Annotated in this window: 19 protein-coding genes and 1 pseudogene; 16 read left to right on the forward strand and 4 right to left on the reverse strand. The window is 33.3% G+C overall.

The annotated features are described in order from the left end of the window. Positions 1-23: 23 nt before the first annotated feature. The 4 genes from BR65_RS09745 (at position 24) to BR65_RS09760 (ending at position 7,350) form a co-directional block, all read left to right on the forward strand. Positions 24-3,149: a type I restriction endonuclease subunit R gene (locus BR65_RS09745; protein ID WP_034538017.1), complete on the forward strand. Its 3,126-nt coding sequence runs from the start codon at positions 24-26 to the stop codon at positions 3,147-3,149. A gap of 94 nt (positions 3,150-3,243) precedes the next feature. Next, positions 3,244-5,409 (forward strand): AAA family ATPase, encoded by a 2,166-nt coding sequence (locus BR65_RS09750; RefSeq protein ID WP_034538018.1) that lies wholly within the window; start codon positions 3,244-3,246, stop codon positions 5,407-5,409. Continuing rightward, the gene (locus BR65_RS09755; RefSeq protein ID WP_156098862.1) at positions 5,396-5,650 is read left to right on the forward strand and encodes a hypothetical protein; all 255 of its coding nucleotides are present in this window, start codon (positions 5,396-5,398) and stop codon (positions 5,648-5,650) included. Before BR65_RS09750 ends, BR65_RS09755 begins: the two co-directional genes overlap by 14 nt. Positions 5,651-6,345: 695 nt before the next feature. Then, entirely contained in the window at positions 6,346-7,350 is a 1,005-nt protein-coding gene (locus BR65_RS09760) for a DUF5067 domain-containing protein (RefSeq protein WP_034538020.1), read from the forward strand. Positions 7,351-7,898: 548 nt separating this feature from the next. On the opposite strand, the gene BR65_RS09765 is transcribed toward BR65_RS09760, so the two are convergent. Next, positions 7,899-8,585, reverse strand: a complete 687-nt coding sequence (locus BR65_RS09765; RefSeq protein WP_034538021.1) for a double zinc ribbon domain-containing protein — start codon at positions 8,583-8,585, stop codon at positions 7,899-7,901. A gap of 651 nt (positions 8,586-9,236) precedes the next feature. Here BR65_RS09765 and BR65_RS13990 point away from each other — a divergent pair. The 3 genes and pseudogenes from BR65_RS13990 to BR65_RS09775 form a co-directional block, all read left to right on the forward strand. Continuing rightward, positions 9,237-9,621: pseudogene (locus BR65_RS13990) on the forward strand (transposase family protein); the annotation flags it as partial. A gap of 346 nt (positions 9,622-9,967) precedes the next feature. Beyond that, positions 9,968-11,845: a zinc-ribbon domain-containing protein gene (locus BR65_RS09770; RefSeq protein ID WP_034538022.1), complete on the forward strand. Its 1,878-nt coding sequence runs from the start codon at positions 9,968-9,970 to the stop codon at positions 11,843-11,845. A 1-nt stretch (position 11,846) separates the two neighbouring features. After that, a complete protein-coding gene (locus BR65_RS09775) occupies positions 11,847-13,490 on the forward strand; it encodes a hypothetical protein (RefSeq protein ID WP_051932739.1) in 1,644 nt (547 codons plus the stop codon). Positions 13,491-14,012: 522 nt separating this feature from the next. Here the strand turns inward: BR65_RS09775 and gloA are convergent. Continuing rightward, positions 14,013-14,393: a lactoylglutathione lyase gene (gene gloA, locus BR65_RS09780; protein WP_034538023.1), complete on the reverse strand. Its 381-nt coding sequence runs from the start codon at positions 14,391-14,393 to the stop codon at positions 14,013-14,015. 283 nt (positions 14,394-14,676) lie between these two features. On the opposite strand from gloA, the gene arr reads away from it, so the two are divergent. From arr to BR65_RS09800, 4 genes are all read left to right on the forward strand, one after another. Beyond that, on the forward strand, positions 14,677-15,426 hold the full coding sequence (gene arr, locus BR65_RS09785; RefSeq protein ID WP_034538024.1) for an NAD(+)--rifampin ADP-ribosyltransferase: 750 nt from the start codon (positions 14,677-14,679) through the stop codon (positions 15,424-15,426). A gap of 334 nt (positions 15,427-15,760) precedes the next feature. Continuing rightward, on the forward strand, positions 15,761-16,399 hold the full coding sequence (locus BR65_RS09790) for a hypothetical protein (protein ID WP_034538025.1): 639 nt from the start codon (positions 15,761-15,763) through the stop codon (positions 16,397-16,399). 148 nt (positions 16,400-16,547) lie between these two features. Then, on the forward strand, positions 16,548-17,336 hold the full coding sequence (yghU, locus tag BR65_RS09795; RefSeq protein WP_023176522.1) for a glutathione-dependent disulfide-bond oxidoreductase: 789 nt from the start codon (positions 16,548-16,550) through the stop codon (positions 17,334-17,336). A 218-nt stretch (positions 17,337-17,554) separates the two neighbouring features. Further along, positions 17,555-18,274, forward strand: a complete 720-nt coding sequence (locus BR65_RS09800; protein WP_244877167.1) for a YoaK family protein — start codon at positions 17,555-17,557, stop codon at positions 18,272-18,274. A gap of 148 nt (positions 18,275-18,422) precedes the next feature. Here BR65_RS09800 and fabV read toward each other — a convergent pair whose 3' ends face one another. Next, positions 18,423-19,616, reverse strand: a complete 1,194-nt coding sequence (fabV, locus tag BR65_RS09805; RefSeq protein WP_034538773.1) for an enoyl-ACP reductase FabV — start codon at positions 19,614-19,616, stop codon at positions 18,423-18,425. Positions 19,617-20,316: 700 nt separating this feature from the next. On the opposite strand from fabV, the gene BR65_RS09810 reads away from it, so the two are divergent. From BR65_RS09810 to BR65_RS09830, 5 genes are all read left to right on the forward strand, one after another. Then, positions 20,317-20,919: a DUF4230 domain-containing protein gene (locus tag BR65_RS09810; RefSeq protein ID WP_007724097.1), complete on the forward strand. Its 603-nt coding sequence runs from the start codon at positions 20,317-20,319 to the stop codon at positions 20,917-20,919. Positions 20,920-21,412: 493 nt separating this feature from the next. Further along, entirely contained in the window at positions 21,413-22,579 is a 1,167-nt protein-coding gene (locus BR65_RS09815; RefSeq protein WP_034538027.1) for a GTPase, read from the forward strand. A gap of 632 nt (positions 22,580-23,211) precedes the next feature. Next, positions 23,212-23,913, forward strand: a complete 702-nt coding sequence (gene gloB / locus BR65_RS09820) for a hydroxyacylglutathione hydrolase (RefSeq protein ID WP_007724101.1) — start codon at positions 23,212-23,214, stop codon at positions 23,911-23,913. A 62-nt stretch (positions 23,914-23,975) separates the two neighbouring features. Continuing rightward, on the forward strand, positions 23,976-24,683 hold the full coding sequence (locus BR65_RS09825; protein ID WP_034538028.1) for a DNA alkylation repair protein: 708 nt from the start codon (positions 23,976-23,978) through the stop codon (positions 24,681-24,683). A gap of 29 nt (positions 24,684-24,712) precedes the next feature. Next, a complete protein-coding gene (locus tag BR65_RS09830) occupies positions 24,713-25,588 on the forward strand; it encodes an alpha/beta fold hydrolase (RefSeq protein ID WP_034538029.1) in 876 nt (291 codons plus the stop codon). Positions 25,589-25,697: 109 nt separating this feature from the next. Here the strand turns inward: BR65_RS09830 and BR65_RS09835 are convergent, their stop codons facing one another. Next, positions 25,698-26,294, reverse strand: a complete 597-nt coding sequence (locus BR65_RS09835) for an acetate uptake transporter (protein ID WP_007724112.1) — start codon at positions 26,292-26,294, stop codon at positions 25,698-25,700. Positions 26,295-26,333: the final 39 nt, after the last annotated feature.

A 26,333-nucleotide genomic window follows, 5' to 3' on the forward strand; every position in this document is an offset into this window, starting at 1 on the left:
AATTTCATTTAGGAGGTGAGTCAATGGCAGAAGTTAAGTTTTTAGAAGAAGGACTAGAGAATGTCTTTCTCAAGGAAATTCAGGATTTAGGTTATCAATTTATACCGCAACAAGAAATCGTTCGTTCAAGCTATAAGAGGCCTATTGCAAAGGAAGTATTGAAAGATAGTTTAGCTCAGATTAATCCGGATGTGTCTTTGGATGTTATTGAACAAGCGCTTTATCACATCCTACATATCGATGCGGGTTTGTTAGAAAGTCGAAATGAACGTTTTTTTGACTATCTACAAAAGGGTGTAGAAGTCAGTCATTATGAACAAGGTAAACAAAAAACGACTCGAGTTCATTTAGTGGATTATAAAAATATTGATAAGAATGATTTCATGGTTACCAACCAATATACAATGATTGGTAAAGAACAAAAACGCCCCGACATTGTCATTTTTCTAAATGGGCTTCCTATTATTGTGATTGAATTAAAGTCTGCCACAACTACCCAAGCAGATATATCAAGCGCTTATCGACAAATCAAAAATTATCAACACGATATTGAAGAACTCTTTGTCTATAATGCATTCAATATTATTTCAGACTTTACCCATACAAAAGTAGGAACCATCACTTCTAATGAATCCTGGTATAAAGAATGGAAGACAACGGATGGGAATTATGAGAGTACAAAATATGCAGATTATAGTACGTTATTGACTGGTATTTTAAAAAAAGATCGATTGTTAGACATTCTTAAAAACTTTATTCTTTTTGAACATAGAGAAGGTAATACAATCAAAATAATGGGACAGTATCACCAATATTTTGCGGTTCATAAAGCAGTACAATCAACCTTTCAAGCGATGAAAGATGGGAATGGCCGTGGGGGTGTATTTTGGCATACACAAGGATCTGGGAAATCACTTTCTATGGTGTTTTATACACAGTTAATGACACGCACTCTTGATCAACCAACATTTGTAGTACTAACAGACCGAAACGATTTGGATGATCAGCTTTACGGGCAATTTTCACGTGTTCAAGAATTTTTAAGACAAACACCCATACAAGCAAATTCTCGAAGCCATTTAAAAGAATTACTCAATGATCGAAAATCAAACGGTATCTTCTTTTCAACGATGCAGAAGTTTGCGGAGTCTGAGGAACCGTTGACGAACAGGAAAGATGTTATTGTGATGACGGATGAAGCTCACCGCTCTCAATATGGCTTAAGAGAAAAGGTGTCTCGAGTTGGAAAAATTCAACATGGTATGGCACGTATCGTTCGAGAATCCTTACCAGAAGCGACCTATATTGGGTTTACAGGAACACCCTTAACTGAGAATGATAAAGATACTCAAGAAGTCTTTGGAAGCTATATCGACGTGTATGATATGTCTCAATCAGTAGAAGATGGTGCTACAAAACCAATTTATTATGAAAATCGAGTCATTAATTTAAATCTTAACGATGAAGTGTTAAAACAAATTGATGCTAAGTATAATGAACTCGCTAATCTAGCTGAAGAATCAGAAATTGAGAAAAGCAAACAAGAACTTAGTCGTTTAGAAATATTGTTAGGTTCCGATCAAGCTATTGATACTTTAGTAAAAGACATTATCAAACATTATGAGGAAAACCGAGCTGATTTATTAACAGGAAAAGCGATGGTTGTTGCCTATAATCGCCGTATCGGTATGAAACTATACCAACGAATGATTGAATTACGTCCAGAGTGGCAGGATAAAGTTGAAGTCGTTATGACTAGCAATAATAATGATCCGGAAGAATGGAAAGAAGTAATAGGCTCAAAAACTGATCGAGGAGAGTTAGCTCGTAAATTTAAAGACAATGGTGATCCAATGAAAATTGCTATTGTGGTTGATATGTGGTTAACCGGTTTTGACGTACCTAGTTTATCTACGATGTATATTTATAAACCAATGAAAAGTCATAACTTGATGCAGGCAATTGCTCGAGTAAACAGAGTCTTTGAGGAGAAAGAAGGCGGATTGATTGTTGATTATATTGGTATTGGAAAAGCTCTGAAAGAAGCAATGAGTAACTATACCAAAACTGACCAAGAGGCCATTGATAATGCGAATATACGAGATTCTGCTTATCCTAAGTTTCAAGAAAAGCTAGAGGTCTGTCGAAATGTTTTCTTTAATAACTTTAATTACTCTAGAATATTTTCAAAAGAAACAATAGATGCTGACATGGCAGACTTAATCCGTGAAGGTATTAATCATATTCTAAGTGTGAATGTAGAGATGCAAAAAGATTTTAAAGATCAATCCTACCAATTAAAGCAAGCTCATACCCTTTGTTCATCTGTCACAACAGATAAAGAACAAAGAGAAGCAGCTTATATCGAAGCAATTCGTATCAGTCACAATCGAATTACTAGCACCTCATCGAAATTATCAAAAAAAGAAATTAATGAACAGATTAGTGAGCTATTACATCAATCGATTCAAAGTAAAGGAGTGATAAACCTCTTCCAAGACTTTGAACGCGGTTTTAGTCTTTTTGATCCTAACTTCTTAGAAAAAATTGAGAAGTTGGAACAGAAAAATTTATCTGTTGAGTTGTTAAATAAATTGTTAAGTGATGAGATACGTTCTATTTTACGTACAGATGTGGTTAAAGGCGATGAATTTTCTGAACGGCTACGTCGAATTATGAAAAAGTATCGAGAAAGTTTAGTAGATAATGCGGAGACATTAGATCGATTTGTCGGGTTAGCGGATACTGTGAATGAAGATTATGATGAATACAAAGCTACAAATTTACGAAATACAAGAGAAGAGCTAATTAAATTAGCTAAAGAAGCACTGGCATTAGAAGAAGAGCATAAAAGCTTGGGTTTAACTCGGGCAGAAATGGCTTTCTATCATGCCATAAGTAACCCTGCAAATGTCCAAGATTTCTATACGGATAATCAACTGATTCAGATAACAAAAGAATTAGCTGAATCCATTTCAGAAGAAATGACCTCTGACTGGATGATGAGAGAATCTGGACGTGCGAATGTCCACCGTACTATTAAAAGATTGCTTAAAAAATATAAATATCCAGGTAACTACAACGAAGTCATTCAGTTAGTCATTAAACAAGCTGAACACTGGGATGGTATCCGGGTTGCAAACGAATGATGATAACTTACAATCTCTATATCCTACTATAAATAAGGGTATGGAGATTTTTTGGTAGTACAGTGTATACTTTACAAGAGGATAGGAGATAAAGATGCTTACAAATATAAAATTATCAAATGTTGCCAGTTTTAATGATGAAGGAGCAGAATTAGAAAATCTGAATGAAATTAATTTTATTTATGGAAATAATGGCACGGGAAAAACAACTATATCAAATTATATTAGTAATATGGATAATGTTAGATTTAAAAATTGTTCTAATAAAGGAAGTTTACCATCAAAAGTATTTGTATATAATCAGAAATATCTTGAAGAAGTTATAGTAGATAAAAAAATACCTGGGATATTTTCATTAGGTGAGGACGCTAACCAATATGAAGAGCAGCTTGAATCTTTGGAATATATATTAGAAAAAAATTTTAGTCAGAAAGAAAGTTTAGAGAATAATCTTGTTATTGCTAAAGAAGAGTTAAATGATAAAAATGAAGAGTACATAGAATATATATGGCATATGTACCGAAAAAATACAGAAGGAGTATTACATTCAGTATATGACAAAGTTTCATTAGGAGCGAAAAATAGCAAATCAGTATTTTTTAAAGAATTCCTTGCTTATAAATCTGAAATTACAGATGACACTGAATTAATTGAAAAGAGTAAGTTAATTTCAGATGTTGATATAGTTTTCAATGAAAATATTTCTGAAGTAAATGAAATAGATGTTATTAATGACACGGAAAAACCATCTTTAGGAATCTTTCAAGAATCTATTGTTGGAACAAATGATGTAGACTTTGGTGAATTGATTAGTTCTTTACATATAGATGGATGGGTATCAACCGGAAAAGATGTTATTGAGAAAAATAACCTTGAGAAATGTCCATTATGTCAACAAGATTTAACAGAGAATATATTAGAAGGATTAGCTAATTATTTTGATGATAACTACAAATATAGTATTGAAAAATTAGATAAGTCAATTAGAGAATATAAAGATTTCTACAAAAGAATTATAAGCACTATAAATGAAATAAAGAATCATGAATTTATAGATGACCAAAAACTTATAATTATAGCTAATGAAATTGATATCGTGAATGCGGAAAATGAAAAGAAAATTAGTGAGAAAGAGCTAAATCCTTCAAACGTAATAAATTTATCGTTATTTCAAAATTCAATTTCAAAGATCAATGACTTAATAATGGAGTCTAATCTTTCTGTTAATGATCAAAATGAGAAATTTCGAGATAGAAAAAATTATAGAGAGCAACTTAAATATCAAGCGAAAATGTATTTCATTAAAGAAGTTAATTTTGAGACAAGTAAGTATGATAGTGGTATAAGAAAAATCAGAAATAAATGTAATGGTTTAGAACGAGGAATTAATACAAAAACTGAATATATTGATAACATTAATAAAAGAATAAATGAAATAAAAACAAAAATTGAAGGTATAGGATTCACTGCTGAAGATCTGAATAAACAATTAAGATTGTTTGGATTTCACAATTTTACAATTAATCCCGTCGACAATTCCTACTATCAATTAATACGAGAAAGTGGTGAACCTGTTTTAAACACTCTAAGCGAAGGGGAAAAAACATTTATTACATTCCTGTATTTTTATCATTCAATAACTAAGAATAATGAGAAAAATAAACTTATTGTAATAGATGATCCCATTTCAAGTTTAGATAGTTCTATATTATATGTGGTGTCTTCGCTACTGAAAAAGTTAATTAAGGATAAAGCGTCATTAAATATTTCTCAAATAATTTTATCTACACATAATACATATTTTCATAAAGAAATTTCATATAAGAGTGATATTAATTTAACGAATTTTTATTTGCTAAGAAAAAATAAGAGCATCACATCTATTATGAAATGTGAGAAAAACCCGGTTACATCTTCATACGATTTGCTATGGAAAGAACTATATGAGTATAAAGATTTTCCAACATCATCAGTGCCTAACATAATGAGAAGAATTTTAGAAGAATACTTCACGTTTTTAGGTAATACTAAGTTAGACGATTTAATGCTAGAATTTGACCCTGACGAACAAATAATAGCGGACTCACTAATTAAATTTGCACATGATGGATCACATAGAATAAAAGAAGATTTATTTGTCGAACAACCATATCAAATCTATGAGAAATATTATAATATATTTGAAAAAATCTTTGAAAAGAATCGTCAAAAAAATCACTTTGATATGATGGTAAAAAGATATTTGGATGAGCAGGAATAAAGAAATTAATAGAGAGTATTTTCTTATGTTGATTCTATATATTGATAAAGAGACCTTTTCTGAAGAGTACGTTCCTGAACAGGAAGGTGGCACCCTTATACCAGAAGGAACGGATAAACCAGGACACATTTTCACAATATCGCGTGGAAAAAGTGGCATGATGGGCGTTTTCAAGCTGAAAACACCAATGATTTCTGGCTCCAGTAGTTTTGAACGAACCGGTCTTGGCTACAATCCTTAAGCGGAAGAAGCGATGGATACGGCTATTAAGTATCTCCGGGCTAATAGCAATACCATCAGTACAAGCGTTAGTACCACTAACAAAGATTATTTAGTAAACGTACAGGACCTGAACCGCATAGGCATGACCCATTACCTCACCCTCTCCACCTGATTTGGGGACTGCACCAGCTGAGTTAAGAAGAGGTACCTTAAAATAGTTAATGTATTTTTTAGGGAGTAGTATGAATAGAGCCTCTACAACCTATGTAGAGAGTTTATTCTGTATTTTGAAATATATATTATAGTTATGAAGTATCGATAACTAATAAGGCCAAGATCCTAAACAGGGATCTCGGCCTATTATTTTTGCCTAAAATAACAAATGAAAGAAGGATGAAATATGTTTCAATCAAAAGACAACCGCTATGTTAATAAGAATGTGGACTCTATAATACCTAAAAAGATGCAATTCTTTCTATGGGGACTAATAGATGATATCGTTTTCCCAAGCTACTGCTGTAATTTTATTAAGTAATAAAATTACAAATAATGAAAAAATATTCAATTGTAATTAAGTTGTATTGAGAAATATAAAAAAGGCAAATAATAGTAAAAAATAGATGTTATAATGTCTTTATTAAAGCCTAAACAATTTAAATCTATTTTGAGAGCGGTTACTATATGAAGTTCGTATAGAAAAAGGAGGAACGATTAATGAAGAAAGTTTTTTTGTTGGTTTTGAGTGTTGCAAGTGTGTTGGGTGCTTGCTCTACCGATAAGGTTGATAGTGATAGTCAAAATAGCAGTTCAAATGCTGTTGCAACGGAAGAAGTATCAACAACTGAAACAAACAGCGTGGATGAAAATTATAAAGTCTATTCTATAAATAGTTTGGAGTATTCAATTCCTGAAAGTTGGACGGAAGAAGTATCTGATGATAACCTGAAATACTATTACCCTGAAGATGGTATGCTAATGGTTAGTTATTCGGAGACAGATGGAACTATTTCCAATAGTGTATCAAGAGCGAGTTTCGTAGAGGGCTTTACTTCTAATCTTGAATCATTCAATATAATTTCGGAGACAGAAATAACCGTAGGAGGTAAAACAGCATACCAGTACAATTTGAATAATGAAGTATCCAACGAAGAGTATGAAACTTCTGTAGTTATTTTTGATTATTATGATGGAATAATTAGCTTATTTATGACAAAGGCATCAAATTCAGACGAAGATTATAGCAATGAATTTGAAAACATACTTAGTTCAATAGAACTTACAGATGAAGTTGATGAAGAGGTAGAGGAAATAGTTGAGGAGTCTGCTGGAAAAGAGATTGTCTTAGGAGAACCTATAGAATTAGGAGAATACACATTAACCATTCAAAAATATAGCCTTGGTGTAGATTATGAAGGAGATAGTGCTTTAATCATTGAATACGACTGGGTCAATAATTCGGAAGATTCAACTTCCCCGTTCATGACATTCATGTTAAAAGGGTTTCAAGATGATGTTGAAACTGATGATGCAATTATGGTTGAGGGTGTAGATTTAGGAGTTGGACAAAAAGAAGTAAGACCTAGTGGGGTAATCGAAGGTGCTCAGAGCACGGTTGGTATATCTGATACAACTAAGCCGCTAGAATTGGAATTAGATGAACTATTCTCATTAGATAGCAACCCTTATATAGCGGAAATTGATCTATCCACGTTAGAATAATTTAAATAAAAAGCCCCACTCCCTACCAACAAGTAAGAAGTGTCAAGCAAAAATAACATCCCAATAATAAGGCTATTTATGTACCCTATTATTGGTTTTTTTTTTGCATGTGTTAATAGAATGAATTGAGTATGGACAATCTCCACTTAACTAGACAGCTCCGTTAAGTTCATATAAATATTATTAAACAAAGGCAATTATTAAAAACCTCATTTAGATGCATCAAGGAGAAGAACCATACCATAAATGATGATGAAAATATGTAGTTTGTGTGGAATTATCTATGTATAAAAAGACTATTATTTTTTAGCCAAAAGCTTAAGAGGATTTTTGTTTTAAGTGGATAGTAAAATAATAGTTAATATTTTTACGTATATTACCTAAAAAAATAGAACACATTCATTTAGATGATGAATATGTTCTATTTTTTTTATGTAACTCTCTAATAATTAATAAATATTTTCAGCTGTGCATTTAATTAAATATTCCAATATTAATTGAAGTATACTACTCTCACTCTGTAGGAATTATTTTATTATCGATATGAATTAAAATAACTCTTTAAAATTTGGTGAAACTTCACCGTATTCTTTTAATCTGTAGTATGAATAGTTTCCTCTAGAGGCAAAAAATATCGAAACAATAAATGGTATAACTACAGTTTGAGAAAGAATCACTCCAATAGCGAATCCAATTAAGCCTAATCCCCACATACCCTTGTACATTGCCCATAATGGTCCAAAGAAGAAAGCGGCCCAATTCCATTTCCCTTTGTATGCTTCATTACTAGATTTTATTTTTTGAAACTCCGTTTGATAATAACCATTAACTTCATCGCTATTAGAACTAAAACTTGAAGTCTTGTTAGAATAATTTATACTTTGTAAACGAACCCCGCAGTTAGTACATATTTCTTGGCCATCGGTTGTTTTATTCCCACAATTTTGACAGAATTCATTTCCAGTTAAAGGCCTTCTCCCACAGTTAACACAAATTTCTGCATTTCCATTAACTTCGTTCCCGCAATGTCTGCAGTGGTAATTACTTTCTTTCTCAGTAGACGCTTTCTTTAGATTTTTAAGATTCACTCCACACTCTAAACAAAATTTTTGTCCTTCAGTCGTTTCAGTTCCACAATTATGGCAAAAATCAATACCGTTTAAAGGTTTTTTTCCACAATTCATACAATATTCAGAATTTTCATTCACTTCGGATCTACAGCTTCTACAATACATTTTAATTCCTCCATCATATTCTTTTTTTTCTTTAAGCCTGCCTTTGATTAAAGCTTTATAAGGGAATTAATATATAATCACGTATAAAGATCATATAATTTTAAAGTATTTTCTTTCCTTACCAATTATAGTTGCAAGTTCTTGATAGACTTCATTCTAATTAGATAGGTTTGAATGTATTTTAAATATTCTGAAACCCTCCTTTGGATAATTATAACATATATTACTTGAATATAGGAAGATGCATATTGGTTGGTACTGAAGAAATAGCCCGAGAAATTATTTCCGAGAACGTTACAATAGCACCAGTGAACAAGGTTATTCAAGTCAGTATCTAAACGATTATCAGACGATATAGAGGTAAGTCTGAGAAGGTTTAACTACAATGTATCTCGATTAGAGACGGAAGAATTTAGCATTAGCCATGTAGAGGAAGAATCAACCTCTTTTATAGCAGTTGAAAAAGTTTACACTGAAGTGCCAGATATCTTAACTTTTTACAAAATGAGACTCAGCTGACTTGTATAACCTTAACTGAAATTTTGGAAAAAAGTGATACATTGCGTGATTTCAAGTGAAATCCACAAGAATCTATGACTAGTTTGCACGTATCATTAATTCTAATAAGCGAATGGTGATGGTAGATGGTGCCATATAGAAGGCGACACCATTGTAGGTATCCAGCATAAAAGTGTTATCATCACATTAGTGGAACGCTTGTCGAAAGTCATTATTATTTTGAGACCCAATGGATGCAAGGCCAGTGATATTGAACTAGCTATGAATCACTGGTTTCAAGTCATTCTAAGAAACTTATTCCACACCATCACAATGCGCTTTAAACGATAATTCGACTGGTTTGCTTCGGAAAGATGGCTTGCCAAAAGAAATGGACTTTAATCAAGTCGGCCATTCGTTTGTTTCCTCCGTTGCAGACAAGAGAAATAATATTCCAAGAAAATTATTGAAGTATCAACCACCATTGGAAGTATATTTGAGCTACATGAGTGAAGCTATTCTGTCTAGCTTAATTTGACAAATTAGAAAATATAAAAAAGACAAATAATTTTAAAAATTGATGTTATAATATCTTTATTAAAGAAGGATGTATTAAATTGTTAGAAGTAGTTAATTTGGTTTTCATATATGAGGATAAATTGTAATGTACAGTTAGAAAGTTAATCTACCAGGGTATCTGTTCTAAATCTTAAATGTTACCAAGTGATGAATATTTTAACCCACTAATTTTAGAATGAACAATAGATAGCTTGCTGAGTAGATTGAAAATACATAAGTCAGAACACTATATACTAGTTTTCTGTTTATACAAAATATGTGACATTTTATAAATATTAACAATACATTTAGATTAGGAGAAAAAAATGAAATTTTGTCCAGAATGTGGTAATAAGCTTAATGAAAATGCGAAATTTTGTCCCGAGTGTGGATATAAAATTTCAGATAGTAATGGATTTGTAAACGATACCAATTCAGAAAGTGCTGTAGTTGAAAAGTTATCTTCTGAAGCCTACATAAAGAAAGCCTTAGCTCAGTCACCGCAACAAGGCATCAGTATTTCTCCGTTTGAGAATACTAAAAAATTAGTTGCTGCAGCAAAAACAATAGCAAAAGGTGTCGATCCGACTGTAATTATAGGATTGATTGACACATCTGTTATGTCGAGTGGGAAAGCAGGAGCGGTATTCACAGGTACCCATCTGTACTTAAAATCAAATTTTAATGAAGAATCTGTTATTCCTTTTGTAGGGATGAAAGGAGTTAAATACGAACTGGAAAAAGAGTTAGACCAAAATAATAAATTAACAGAGACTAAAAGTCTGCAAATTTATTATGAAGATGATAGTTGTATTAATGTTACTTCAGAAACTTTAACCATGAGTTTTCCATTTGAAACGATAGCTACAATTTTAGAAGGTATGTTAACGCAAGTTGATAGTCTTGAGTCTAAGAATCAAGTTGTTCAATTAGAAAACCTAAGACCTGAAATCATTACATTATATTTTAGAGTGATTATTGCTTATCTAAGAATGGATGACAATATTATTGATGCAGAAGAATACAAAGAATTACTGTCATTAATGACCAAAGTGAAGGTGTCAAAGCAAATTGCCGATGAATTAAGAAAATATCGATTCCAAGATAATGCTGAAGATATTGACATACTCATTAAATATTTACGGAATGAATTAGAAGTTGACAATATTTCGGCACCTATTATTTTTCAATCTTTAGGAATGGATCTTGTTTCAATGAATAAAGATATATTAGATAAATGGAACGAATCTGACTCGTTAGTTTTAATTTTTGATAAATTGAATGTAGATAAAAAGCAAGTAGAATTTACTGTAAGAAGAATAATACTTAATGAGAGAATTTATACAGAAAAGTTAGATAACAATCAGATTAAAGCTATGACAACAGAGTTGGTAGCTTTAGCTACTGGAGCAGGTATTTCATTAGGAGCTCTAGCGATTACTGGTGCAGTTTCCGGCATGGGTGCGGGAGTATCAGGTGGATTATGGGCTCTTGCTTTTGGAACCACTGGTGGTGTACTTTTAGGAGTAGCCACTGTAGCAGCGGGGGCATATGGGGCATACAAGGGAGTAAAATATTTTGCGGGAACTAGTGAATTAGAGAAGTATAGCTTCAAACAAGAGGCATTAACCAATAGGATAACTATGTTAAGAGCGGGTAATGTATACATTTTAGATGACTTGAATTATTTAATGGGCAGCATAAACGGACTAACTGAAAAAATTATTGAGCATCAACAATTAACCAAAGCAATTGTTACTAAAAGTGGAGAGCTGCTTCAACAAAAGAATGATCAAATTTTTGAAATAGCAAATAAATTGCAAATTATGAGTAATCGTGCAAAAAATATTTCAGAGTCAGGTAAAATTATTGAAAAAGAGCAAGGTTTTATGGAGTTAGAGAGCTGTTTAACTGCTCTACCAGAAGAATTAAATATTGAAAAGTTTGAAGAGTTAGTTGAATCGGACATTAATAAAGTACAATATATTAAAATTATTAATGAGGTCTATTATGAAGATGAATCGGGTAAACGCTGGATAAACAAGGAAGTCACTGTAGAAGATATAGAAAAACTTAAAAATGCAAGTGCTATTTTGGAAAGCATTAAATACAATGAAACGGCGGCTTCTACCGTGGTTCAAGGAAAAGTAATGGCCAAAAAAGGTTTCAATTCTCTAAAATCGCTATTTAGTGAGGATAAATAAATTGTTAAATCGAAAAGATCGAGAATACCTCAAAGCTATGGATAGTGCTGCAGAAATGCTTTCAGTTGATATTAAATTACGCAATAACGCCAATAATGAAATTGAACACGCAAAAAAAAATTTAAATAAGTTGAATATTTCTATGGATGACTCATTATCTGCTCAAAAGGCTCTTTTGCAAGAATTAGAACTATCTCTAAATGAACCAACTAGTGCGAATAATAATGATTTACTAGCAAAATTTAATGATTTAACTAATGTTAATGAACCTATACTTGAGAAGCTTACATTAATTGAAACTCCTGAACTATCATTCGACTGGCAGGAAGCAGTTGCAATCAATGATGCTTATGCAAAAGATCATGATATAGATTTATCTCATCCATTTGTTTCTATGTTTTCGGATGTTGAGTTTGTAGAAATTTCACAGCAAATGGTAGAAAAATTTGAGCTATTAACATTAGATAAAGAGGATTATGCGTTTGCAGCGTCAGCAGGGGTTATAGCAGGTTTAATTGATGCTATTTTTATTGGAACTATTAAAACAGGCACAGATGCTACAGGACTTCAAAAAATTGTAGATGATGGCTTTAGTAAAATGGTAAAGGCATATGGTAAAATTGAAAGAATTACTGATCTGAAAAATCAGGAAAAAAGAGCAACTACTGAAGAAGCAAAAAATAGAATAAGAAAAAAAATTGCTGATGTAAGTGAAGGTATTGTAACCGTCGCTAAAGATGGTCAAAAAACAACTCGAAAATGGGAGACAGCAGATAGTACAAAATGGTTAGAAAAGCTCCATCCAGTTAATTATGACGCCGCTACAAATAAAGTTCGTGGTGGTAATTTAAATGTTGGATTGAGACCAGATAACCATCACCTATTGTCTTTAGCACATGAGCCTAGCCTATTAGGTTTGTTAGTGGGTATTATTGACCAGATAACTGGAAAGACTACATTTAGAGATGTTAAAGGTGATATTCAGAGAGTCGTCACAGATAACATTAATAAAGACTTAGGTAGTAATCCGATAGAACAAATTATCAAGGCGACAGAAAATTGGTTTGGTCACACTATGAGTGATATAGCTGGCAGTAGCACTTCAAAAGGTAGGGGTAGTGGTTTGCCCGTACCAGGATGGTCTGCTCTACAAAAATTACAATTTGGACATATCAAGGTAAGCGAAAGAAAGCAAGACATGACAATAGCTCAGGTATCTGAATGGATGTTTAAACAAGGATATGATGTTCGAGCTTTCACAGCGCAATTAATTCCAATTTTAATTTATGAAACTTTGATAAGATCCTATTGGTTTTATAAGCAGCACTTTTTCTACGGTAAAGAAATCAAAGAAAGTTTGCCTATTGCAAATAATAGAGAGTTGGCAAGGCTATTATTAATATCTGCAGCATCCTTTTCTGCTGTAGATGTAGCACACGCTACAATTAAAAGTGGACCTGGTTCACCCCAGTTTATAGGTGTTTTTTTAATGACTGTAAATTATCCTGGGCTAATTGATTTAGGTTTTAGAAGTGTCCAAAACATTAGGAACGAAGTTCAACATAAGAAGCATGTTGAAGATATTTATGAGAAGGAAATATTGGTCGAGTATAAAAGAGTTCTAAATGAAGATAGCCTATTTTAATTTACTGTCTTTCTGTTTAACTCTGATTTATATAACACTTAATCAACACATTATAAATAAACTAAACCAATATATGATTAAGGGAGCCAACAGCAGACTCAAACGCTGTTGGCTCCTTCCACACACCCAAGTCCATTCGTTTTATCCAAAAATATTTCAAAATCGTTGGGTACATGATAAAAGCAGTGAAGGAAAACTGTAAAAAGTAGCTCATTAAAAAAATAGAATTATATCAATTATAGTAAAAACCTCACTTAGGTATAACACGGAGAACCGTATCATAAGTAAATGAGGTTTTTAAATAGTAATGAATTAACAATAAATCTTGAGTGGTGATAAAGAGTGATTTATATATGCAAGATAATATTAGGGATCTACGCGATTGAAGTATTGAAAATTATCTAAACGAAATGGTTTAGAATGTTTGTTAATCAGTTAAATGCGGATAATGATAAGAAGGAATTAAAAAAAGTAAGCACATTGGCAATAACCAACATGCTTACTTTTAAAAGATTCGAAAAATTATTTTGCGCGCTTTACTTCAATCCGATAGCCATCAGGGTCCGTCACAAAGAAATAAGAGGGTGTGCCGCCTGAAAGTCCTCTTAAATCACCTGTTTGGTAAGCAGAAGATTTACAAACTTCATGCATTTTTTCTAAGTCACTAACAGTCACACCTAAATGACTGAAGCCGTCTCCTACATTGTATGGCTCAGCATCGTAATTGTAAGTGAGTTCAATTTGTACAGAAGAACCAGGAGAATTCAGATAAACTAAATCAAATTTATCTTCAGGGAATTCTCTGCGACTGGCAATTTCAAAATCAAATAGATTAGTATAAAAGTCTAAAGTAGCTTCAATATCTCTAACACGCAGGCAAATCTCAATAAGTTCTTGTTTCATAATAATATCATCCTCCAATAGTTTCTTATTTTATTCTAGCATGAATAGGTCATATAGGCACGCCCATGTTATTTTCTATAGTGCTTTCTATTACCTCGATAGGCAAAAAGAACAGAGTTTAATCTGATAATAGGAGCATTCATTGACAAAAATATATTCTACAAAGAAATAGTTGGTAAACTAAATGAATTAACGAAATAAACAAAGTTTGTTAAAGGTGTTGAGAGAACCATATCATAAGTAAAAATAAAAATTTAGTTAGTTAAATAGGAGGAAAAATAAAATGAGGATGAAATTTGACCCAAGTAATCCTATTATCCAGCTCTGTATGAAAGGGATGGCTCTAGAAGAAAGTGGAAATTTGGATGATGCCATCGAAGCTTTTATTGAAGCATGGAACCAAACAAGTGACGACTATGAAAGATTTATTGCAGCTTATCATTTAGGATTAAGACAAAATAATGTCGACGATAAGTTAAAATGGATGGAAAAATCATTGGCCCTGGCTCTAAAAATTAATGATGATGATGTTAAGAGTGCTTATCCAACTTTATATTTAACTATCGCTAAATGTTATGAAGCAATGAATGATACTACAAATGCTAGAAAAAATAGTGAATTGTTTCATTCATGTCAAGGTAGACCGACTGACGCTGGTCCTTTTTATCATGGGTCAAAGGCAGATTTGCAAGTTGGCGATTTGCTAACAGCGGGTAAGAAATCAAATTACGAAAAAGATCTTAAAATGAACCACATCTATTTCACAGCAAATATCAATGGTGCGGGACTTGCTGCAGCATTATCAAAAGGTGAAGGAATAGAACGTGTTTATATCATAGAACCTACCGGTGAATTTGAAAACGACCCTAATGTAACTGACAAGAAATTCCCTGGTAACCTAACACGTTCTTATCGCTCCCAAAACCCTCTAAAAGTTTTGGGAGAAGTAACAGATTGGGAAAAACTGACTCATTCAGAACGACAGGAATGGGATGAAAGATTAGCTAAGAATAAAGGGGAGATTATTAACTGAAATTAACTATCATAGCAGTGCAACGGATGAGTAGTTATTTAGCATTCACGATTTTTACACTGTAATGAAAACTAATAAAGACGGAGATAATCCATTGTTAAATGATGGCTTATCTCCGACTTTTTCTGCTGTTATTGATATAAATCATTTAGGATTTTAGTACAATAATGCATATATACGGTATAAATATTGAGAATAATTAAAGTAAATTATACTTGTGAACAGAGTTTTGCAGATACCCTAGAAATATAATTAAGTTTAGTGATAAACTAACAGTCAATTGTAATTATTAAGTATGATATTTTTGATTTACTATTTTAGGGGGAGAAAGAGAATGGGATTTTTTGTTAATAAATTGATATTAATTGTATCGTTAGGGTTGGTGCTAGGTGCTTGTTCTGCAGCAACTGACATGGAAGAAAGCTCAGAGAATACAACAGATGAGGCTGTAGAGGCAGTTGAAGAAACTGAAGAAAAAAGTATTGTAGCCGATGAAATGACAACAACTTTTTATCCAGAAGTAACTAGATTAAGACATCTTACCGAAGAAGACCTGGAGTGGTACGATATCATTATAACTAGATTAAATGCTATAGATGATTTCTCAGGTGATCGGGAGACTGTATACGAGATAGCTGAAGAATACGGAGAAGATCCTGAAGAGTTATATTTTGATTGGTTAGAGATTTGGGATGCAAAAGTGCATGGTGATAATGGGAATTATGCTATTTTGTCAGAGGCTTATAGTAAATTAACTACTGAGATTATTGAAAAAAACATCGTGGGGGAAAAAATCGAACATTCTAGCAGTAGATCTAGTTTAGATGAGGGAAATTTAACTACCTTTGTACAGCACGAGCTAGACGTAGATGGAGAACTTTATGAAGTTGCTTACGTGATTGAACACAGAGATGATTATAAAATTGCGGAAATAATTGAGTTTAGTGTTAATGGAGAAAAGACAGATTTATAGATAGAGTATGTTTAGTTATGTTCATTGTAGCTGTTTTAATGCATCAATAAGAATTTTAGTATAAGTAAATGCAAAGGCTAAAATTTGGGCATATTGGTGCATGAGTAGTATGATGAAGTTACGAATAAATTTTATGAGGAGTGGTAAGATGACAGCATATGAATTACCAAAAGTGTGGCAGTGGGAAGAAGAGAATTCAAAAAAAGGTGGCAATCGTCCCACAGCTGGGAGTCGTTTCGAACAAAAATTACCAGTTGGAGATGCTCCGTTTCAACTCTATTCATTAGGAACACCGAATGGCATTAAAGTTACAATTATGTTCGAAGAGCTGAAAGAGTTGGGTGCGGAAGGCGCAGATTATGACTTATATACTATCAATATTGGCGAAGGGGACCAATTTGGTTCAGATTTTGTTGAGATCAATCCTAATTCTAAAATTCCAGCTCTTGTTGATCAAAGTCAAAGTCCTCGTTTGGATATTTTTGAATCAGGTTCTATTCTTCTTTACTTAGCGGAGAAATTTAACCAACTCATTCCGACAACTATTCACGGTCGGACTGAAACTCTTAATTGGTTATTCTGGCAAATGGGAGCAGGTCCTTATGTTGGTGGAGGATTTGGCCACTTTTTCGCTTATGCTCCTGAGCCTATGAAATACCCGATTGATCGCTTCACGATGGAAACGAAGCGTCAGTTAGATTTACTAGATAAAACCTTAGCAAACCGACCTTATATAGCTGGCGATGCCTATACCATCGCAGATATTGCTATATGGTCTTGGTACGGCCGTTTAGCTTTAGGAAAATTATATGAAGGATCATATGAATTTTTGAATCTAGATGAATATACCCATCTCTTAGAATGGTCTCAGCGCATTGCAGAACGACCAGGTGTTCAAAAAGGTCTGGCAGCAGAGTCTCAATCAATTAAAGAATAGTTTGTATCATATTTTATTACTTTAGGGTTTTAACAATCTATTTTGATTAAAAAGAAATAAATAATCAGCACTGTATTATAATAAACAAGACAACAATAAATTATTACTAATACTAGGATTCTCTATAAATACCTTGCAAAAATAATTTATTATAGGTAGATTTAAATTACACTTGAGGTATGTAATAGATAAAAATGTTTATGATAGTAGGGTTTGTATTGAGAAAAAAAGCACTAAAGATTCAGTTAACGAGTTGGATTTTCCTCTTAACTGCAACTGCAGGATTTATGAACGTTGTAACGATTATTTTATTTTCAGCTACTAGCTCCCATCATACGGGGAGTTTATCAAACAGTATGATTCATTTAGTAAAAGGGGATTTCGAGGGTTTTATTCGTTTGATAATCGTTATACTAGCCTTTTTCTTAGGAACGATGTTGAGTGGATTCCTATTTCCAGAACAGGTCTTTAAATTGAAACGTCGGTATGGTTATATTCAACTCTTATCCGGTTTAGCGATTTTAGTGGGAAGCATTATGCTTAAGAATCATTGGTGGTATTTGCTAGAGACAACCCTAATTTTAGGTCTGCAAAATGGTATGTTTGTCTATTATAAAGGTATGATTGTTCGTACGACACATATGTCTGGAAACCTAACTGATGCTGGTTTGGCTTTAGGTAGAAGTTTAGCAGGACGAAAATCCGAGTTACGGAAGGCCCGTTTCCAACTACTGAATCTCAGCTTCTTTCTATTAGGTAGTATAGTTGGTGCCGGCGTATTGCTATATACTAGCGTTGATATTTGGCTTGTAGCAAGTAGCTTATACCTCTTTCTTGGTCTCTTATATTTCTCATTGTATCATCACGTCAATTACGTAAAATCAACCCATGATGAATTTGAAATAAACGGAAAAAACTTATTTGATTATTTAAAATAGACTTAGATTGGATTGTCTACACTAAACTGTACAAAATTTATATGGCCAACGATCTGAAGTCAAAAAGACTCTTGTAATCCATCCAAACAAAGAACCCCTCACAGTAAAATGCGAGGGGTTCTTTGTTTATTTATAGAGTCACAATTGCTTAATAGTGTAGTGCTTTTAATTCTTCTATCGTAACGTCTTGTTCAACATAGCCATCAACCATAAAGCCACTTAAATTTGAAAATTCTTTATAAAAGATGTCGTAAGCTGTCAGATTAGAATTGAAATTTTCTTCATTTAATTTTAGGATAAGTTCCTTCGTTTTAGCCTGAGTATCGCTGTCAAGTTCCCAGTTATCAGGTCTAAGACGGCCCACTTCATCGTATTCAGGCTTGTTGCCATAAATCATTTCTCTATAAATGCGGTCTTGATGCATAATTGGTGTTTCATGGGTGCCTTTATCTGCCATCACTTTATAAAGACCGATACAATAAACAGGGAAAAAAGGAATAACTGAACTTGCTTTAGTGGTAACTGCAGTAGCGACTACAATCTGAGCTTTGCCGTTTATGTCAGCTAGTAACTCATTAATATTGTTTGTCTTTTCATCACAATCTGCTTTAGCCAGGCCAAGTGTACCACCACCATAGTAAGAATGGTTAAGCTCTGTTCCTAAATAAGAATAATTAGTTGTTAAGACGCCATCAGCTAATACGTCTGCTTCTTTTAGTGCTTGCATCCATAGTTCCCAGTCTTCTCCGCCCATTACCTTTACAGTATTAGCGATTTCCTGTTCAGTTGCAGGTTCCAGAGTTTCAGTATAGTAAGTCTGGTTTTGCATATTAATATTAGGTCCAACTACGGGCTCTCCAATGGCTTTAATCGAAGAAGTATATGTTTCTCCAGTAGTAGGATCTGTTCTTCGACCACTTGCCAGACTGTAAACGACTAAGTCTACTTTACCGCCAAATTCGTTCTTTATATAATCGATGACTTCTTGCTTGCTTTCGTGGCTGAAAGCGTCTTGAACAAAGTTTTTAGCAATCAGACCTTCTTTTTCAGCGGCTTCGCGAAAAGCAATATTATTGTACCAGCCGGCTGTTCCTAAGTTCTTTTCGTTCTTTGGCCCCTTTTCAAAAGAAACGCCAATTGTATCTGCTCCAGCACCGAAAGCTAAATTAATCCGAGTGGCTAAACCGTAGCTTGATGATGCGCCAATGATCAATACCTTTTTTGGGCCTTCATAAGTTCCTTTGCCTTTTACATAGTCGATTTGATTCAATACTTCTTGTTTGCAACCAAGTGGATTTATACCTAAAGCTACATTTCCACGAATATTTTGTTTGAATTCCATCATGATTAATTTTCCTCCATTAAATCGTTATAAGAATATAATATCAGAAAAAGCTTCTTATGAGAAATTACTTATCAAAATTCCACATCAAAGTTACGTAACTGTGTTCATCAATCAATAGGAAAAATGGAATGACTGTTCAACGGAATAGAGTGAGTACTTAGTAATGAGCTGAGTAAGGGCAGAGCACTGAGATAATTTACACAAGGAACCCGATGGATCGATAGATTATATAAAGAAATTTAGGGTCTACATTGACTTACTTCAGTGGAAACAACAATAAGGAAAAATATCAATTTATTTCTTCAGGCTGAGACGCTGAAGGATGTTATTGATCTGCAAAGAAATATTGCTGTTGTAGAAAGTAGATTAATATAGCGTAACCTCATTTAGATAAATCTCGGTGAACTGTATCATAAGTAATAATGAAATATAATCCAGGGTAATTTAAACCGTTAAGTATATATTTTTCTAAAATATCATGATAAAATATTGGTAATTAATCTGATTAGAAAAATGTTAATCGAACTGTAATACTCACAAATTTTGAGCACCTTAGTACGTTAAAATTATTGAGAGAGGAGACGGAATACTTGATGACGATAAGGATTTGTATTGTGTATTTTTTTAATTTGTAAGCCAAGAGATAAAAAATCTGACTTGATATATGAACGGAACAGTATGTGAGGAGAACATTAATATGAAAAAGCTAAAAGTAAAGACTATAGTTTTTATATCAATCATTGGAGTATTTGGTTTTTTTATATTTTTTCAAACTAAATTAATTGAAACCTCTGCTAATAAAACTTCTGAAACAGCATTAATGCAAGACAAATTAGTGGAGTTGTCAGAGTGGACAACATTAAAGTATGAATATAGCAATGTAATAGTAAGTCGCACAGATAAGAGTGTATCCGTGCTTGGTATAACTGATATTAATTATGCAGAGGCGATAAAGCTAATTGAATATTCCGGATATTTAAAAGCTGGGACAAATTTTTCAAAACTTGAAATATCGTATGATGAAGTATCCAAGCAATTATTAGTAAGAGTCCCAAAATCTCAAATACTTGATAATGTTGTTGACACTGATAAAACGAAAGTAGAAGATGTTAAGGGTGATATATTTTCAGATTATCCTACTCAGATAGTTTTTGACGAAATAAATAGTAATAAAAAAAATCTTGAAGAAGAAAAAGTTAGTCAAGGATTTTTGGAAGAAGCAGACAAAAGAATAAAAGTATTGTTAACTTCTTTTTTGGATTCTAATGGATTCAATGATGTTGTTATTGAATTCTTTTAAATTAAATACATAATTCTAGTAATGAAACTATACAGAGAATAATAAACCATCATCCTAGCTTGAGTAGAATGAACTTAGTCTGAGATGATGGTATTTAATTCTATAAGTATAGTTTTATTTTTGTTTTGCAACTTTTGAATGGCTGTTTATGAAAGGCAGTATTGGTCTTGCGGTTGATACTTGTTTGAATCAGTTGTTTTTTTAGTTTCTATTGTCCGCGCTCAATAATATATCAATGGTATTCAATGAAATAGCAACTTTTAAGTCTAATAGTTTTAAAACAAAATAGTATTCGAATTTATTGGAATAAGTAATATTTTTTCAGACACGTTTTTAATATATAGAGTTCTATTAGCCTAAAGTATATTACTTTTGAGAGTGGTATAATTATTTTAAATGTTACGGGAATATAGAAAGATCAAGATTCGCAAGAATTACAAGCAGTATAGTAGAGTGAATTAGCTCTTATATTAGATAGGGGGGAAATATTAATATGGAAAGAGGAAATGTATTAGTAATTGGAAATTCAGGAGTAGGAAAATCAACTTTGATAAATTCAGTTCTTGGAGATGAAATAGCGAAGACTGGATATGGTTCTTCTGGTACAACGGAAAAGCTGGAAATATATGAAAGTGAAGAAGTACCTTTTAGAATTATCGATACGGTTGGCTTTGAACCATCATTGGTTAAACAATTTAAAGCGATCAATGCAGTAAAAAAATGGTCAAAGGAGAGCATTAAAGATGGAGAAGAAGATACCAAAATTAATGTGATTTGGTTTTGTATTGAGGGAACATCGAGTAAGTTGTTTCCAAAGACCATCAAAGACCTTTCTAGAGCAACTGCAATGTGGAAGACTGTTCCGATTGTCGTAGTCATTACGAAATCTTATTCTGTTCCAGAGAGGGTGCAGAATAAAGAAATGGTGGATAATGCTTTTGCGAAACAAAAGAAATATTCAAAAAATCTGAAACATACTGTCCCTGTTGTTGCATCCACCTATGTACTTAATGACACAGCATTTGCAGCGCCTGAAGGAATTACAGAGCTAATTGATGTGACAAATGAATTGATGCCAGAAGGAATAAAAGCTGGCGAGAACGACGTATACAAATTTAAATTAAAACGGAAAAAGGCTCTAGCTCAAGGTGTTGTTGGATTTTCAACTACAACTGCAGTAACGGTAGGTGCTGTACCTATTCCATTCGCTGATGCATTAATATTGGGTCCGATTGAAGTTGCCCAAGTAAAAGCTCTTGCCCATCTGTACGAAATTAGCAAAGATGAAGACTCTAAAGAATTATTAAATGCTATTGTTGAAGTCGGAACAGTTAGTGTAGCTGCGAAAGTTGCAATTAACTCATTGAAAGCTATTCCGGGAATCAACATAGCAGCGAGTGTACTAAATGCTATTATTGCAGGCGCAATTGTTGCTGCAATTGGGGAAGGTTCTATTTATGTGTTTGAAAAAGTATATACTGGAGAAAAAAGTATTAAAGATATTGAATGGGTTAAAAATGTAATGGAGTCTAAACTATCATCTCAATTCATAGAAAATGTAACGGTTGTTGTAGAAAAAATAGCGAATAGTGGTAGTACTAAGGATATCGGTAAACTAATCAATTCGCTATCATCATCGAAGCTCAAAATAAAACTATAAATTACTAATAAAAAAGGACCTATGATAGAAGAGCAAGATAAACTATGATATTAGAAAGACGTGCTCTTTGTGTTAGCTTTCAGTGTCGATGTTAACTCTACATTTTAATTCCACAGCAACATAATCTTTCAATCAGCATACTAACATACTTGTGATATTCAATTGTCTTTTTAATGTGAGATAATTGAAATATCTAGTATGAATGTAGTAGAAGTATGAGTGCCGATTATATCTCGTTCTAAGAAAAACTGGAGATGAGGTGTTCTTACCTTTATTTATGCTATAAAATATTGTTATGGATACTACAATATTACAGAGAATCGTACTATAAATAAATAATTTTTTAGAAGAAGTAGAACGATTAGTTATTCTAAATTTCTATATCTATGCAATTTTTTCGCACTATTAAAAGTTGTTTGTTAGAATGAGCTTAAAGAAACTAAAAAAAGAATGAGTAAGATACATAAATGAGAAAATTTAATTTTTGTAAATTGATGTATAGGAAAATAACTTTTAATGTCTTATGGAAATAATAGAGTGAAATATATTCAGTATGCACTTTAAGCGTTTATGAAAGAACTTAAAAATATATTTGATTTGACGTCAGTCATTCAAGGTGAGGAGACATAGTTATGAACATTCATCCAATAAAAGCTTTTTCTGATAATTATATTTGGATTATTGAAGAAGGCACAGAAGCAGTGGTAGTCGATCCAGGAGAAGCTGAACAAGTCATGGACTACTTAGAAGAAAAGCAGCTACAGTTAAACTCCATCCTTTTAACGCATAATCACGACGACCATATCGGAGGAGTTCAACAAATTTCAGCAAAATACCCAGATGCTTTAATTTATGGCCCAAAAGAAACGGGGGACATAGCTGACCATATCGTAGTGGATGGGGACTCCTTTAAGTTGCTAGGTCAAAATGTCCAAGTATTAAAAACAGGCGGACACACTCACGGACATGTTAGTTTCTTAATGGAAAAAGCTCTCTTTTGCGGGGATGCCTTATTCTCAGCAGGCTGTGGCCGAGTATTTACAAAAGATTATCAAGCTCAATATGATGCCTTACAGAAATTCAAACAATTAGACGATGAGGTACAAGTATATGCCGCTCATGAATACACGCAAACCAATTTACGCTTTGCGCATTCTATGCAGCCATCTAACACGTTCTTTTCTGAAGCCTTAGACCAAGTCAATGAAATGCGTGCAAAAGGAAAACCAACTTTACCCACAACGATTGGCAGGGAGAAAAAAATCAATCTCTTTCTGCAAGCAGAGAAGATGGAAGACTTTAAAGAGTTGCGTAATGCTCGTGATGAGTTTTAGATTATTCATTCAAATCCTGACACTAAGTTTTTACTAAATTATGTAAGGAGATACAAACAATTATGAATTTTGAAACAGTTATGCAAGAGCTTGAAGACTTAAGTAAGCCAAGAATGAAGAAAATATATCTATCTAATGGCGCACAGGAGCCGCTTTTTGGTGTAACAACAGGTGAAATGAAACCTATGTCAAAGAAGATAAAAAAAAATCAACCTTTAGCAGAAGAGCTTTATGCTACAGGTAATTACGATGCCATGTATTTTGCAGGTGTCATTTCGGATCCAAAAGTTATGACGGAGTTGGATTTTGATCGTTGGATGGATGCAGCTTATTTTTATATGTTATCTGATTTTGTGGTAGCTGTGACATTATCTGAGTCAGATATTGCACAAGATGTTGCGGATAAATGGATCGCAAGTGGTCAAGAATTGAGGATGTCTGCGGGCTGGAGTTGTTATTGTTGGCTTTTAGGAAATCGTTCAGACAATGAATTTTCTGAGGGCAAGATCTCTGGCATGCTTGATCATGTGAAAAAGACGATTCATGATGCGCCGGAACGAACGAAAGCGTCCATGAATAATTTTCTATCCACTGTAGGGATTTCATTTTCTCCTTTACATGAAAAGGCAATTGAGACAGCAATGGAAGTAGGTACAGTGGAAGTCAAACGTGAAAACAAAAAAGACAGTACTTTAAATGCTTATGAGAGTATTCAAAAACAAGTAGAAAAAGGAAGAATCGGCTTTAAACGTAAATATGTAAGGTGTTAAGACTAGCTTCACATAGGAGGTTTTAAGGTATGGGAATGCAAGAGCATAAGTATATTGAGACGAATGGGATCAAGCTGCATGTTGTTCAACAAGGACCTGAAGAGGGACCGTTAGTACTGTTGCTACATGGGTTTCCCGAATTTTGGTATGGTTGGAGTAATCAGATGTCTGAACTGGCAAATAAAGGATTTAGAGTATGGGCTCCAGATCAAAGAGGCTATAATCTTAGCGATAAACCTAAAAAAGTAAGTGATTACCGAATAGATTATTTAGCTGCAGATATTGCTGGCCTGATCAAAGTGTCCGGTAAAGAAAAAGTTATTTTAGTAGGACATGACTGGGGTGGAATCGTGGCTTGGAGAGTAGCAAGAGAATATCCTGAGTTATTGCATAAGTTAATTATTCTTAATGCTCCACATGAACTAGCTATGAGCAAACAACTCTTGCAACACCCCTTACAAATTCTAAAAAGTTCATATATTGCTTTCTTCCAATTACGAGGAATACCGGAAAAGATATTTAGTATGTCTAATTGGAAAGCTGTAGAGAAGGCATTAGTGAGCAGCAGCCGAAAAGGAACCTTTAGTGAAAAAGATTTACAAAAATATCGTACTGCGTGGTCTCAACCACGTGCTATGCGTTCAATGATCAATTGGTACCGTGCTCTAATATCCAACTATACTAGTTCGGATGTTCCTTCACGAGTGACTGTGCCAACTTTCTTGGTCTGGGGAGCTAAAGATCAATTTTTAGGTCCTGAATTGGCCCGTAAAAGTCTCGAATTTTGTGATGATGGTCGAGGAGTATTGCTGGGAGAAGCTACTCACTGGGTACACCATGAAGAACCCGAACGTGTCAATAAGCTGATTCTTGATTTTATTATTAGTGAAGAGCCCCCTTTGTAGTTCTCCCTGAGCGTATTTAACTGTAACTAACGGTAACCAGAATAATAAACTCATATAAAAAGGCACAACATCCATTTATTACTGGACGGTGTGCCTTTAATAATTTTTATTATTTCACTTCGCCAATTGGCATAATAACTTTTCCATAAAGTTCATTCAAAACTTGTGCCATTGCAGCATAAATTGCTGAGAATCCACAAATGATTCCTTCGTAACCAGCAATGGTTAAAATAAGTGCAGAGCCTGTAAAATGACCTAAAGATAATAAAAGGAATAGAAGTGCTAATGATCCAAATACAACTTGTAAAGCTTTATTGATTCTAAGAGTTCCAATAAACATAGCAAATGTAAAGATAGCCCACATGAATAAGTAAGCTCCCATAGATTGACTAGAAGGCGCTTCGCCTAAACCCATAGTAGGTAAAATGTTTATTGCAATCAATGATAGCCAAAAGAATCCATAAGATGTGAATGCTGTAGCACCAAATGTATTATTCTTCTTCCATTCCATAATTCCTGCAATAACTTGTGCAAACCCGCCATAAAAGATGCCCATTGCAAAAATCATTGAATCCATTGGGAAAAATCCAGCGTTATGAAGATTTAACAATACAGTAGTCATTCCGAAACCCAAAAGCCCAAGTGGAGCAGGGTTTGCAGTGATTTCTTTAAAGGTAACTGTTTTACCTAATTTATCTTTATCCAATTTGTAAATCTCCTCTAAATATAATAGTCGCAAAAAAAA

Origin of the sequence: Carnobacterium inhibens subsp. inhibens DSM 13024, from assembly GCF_000746825.1 — a bacterium.
Taxonomy (GTDB): Bacteria; Bacillota; Bacilli; order Lactobacillales; family Carnobacteriaceae; genus Carnobacterium_B; species Carnobacterium_B inhibens.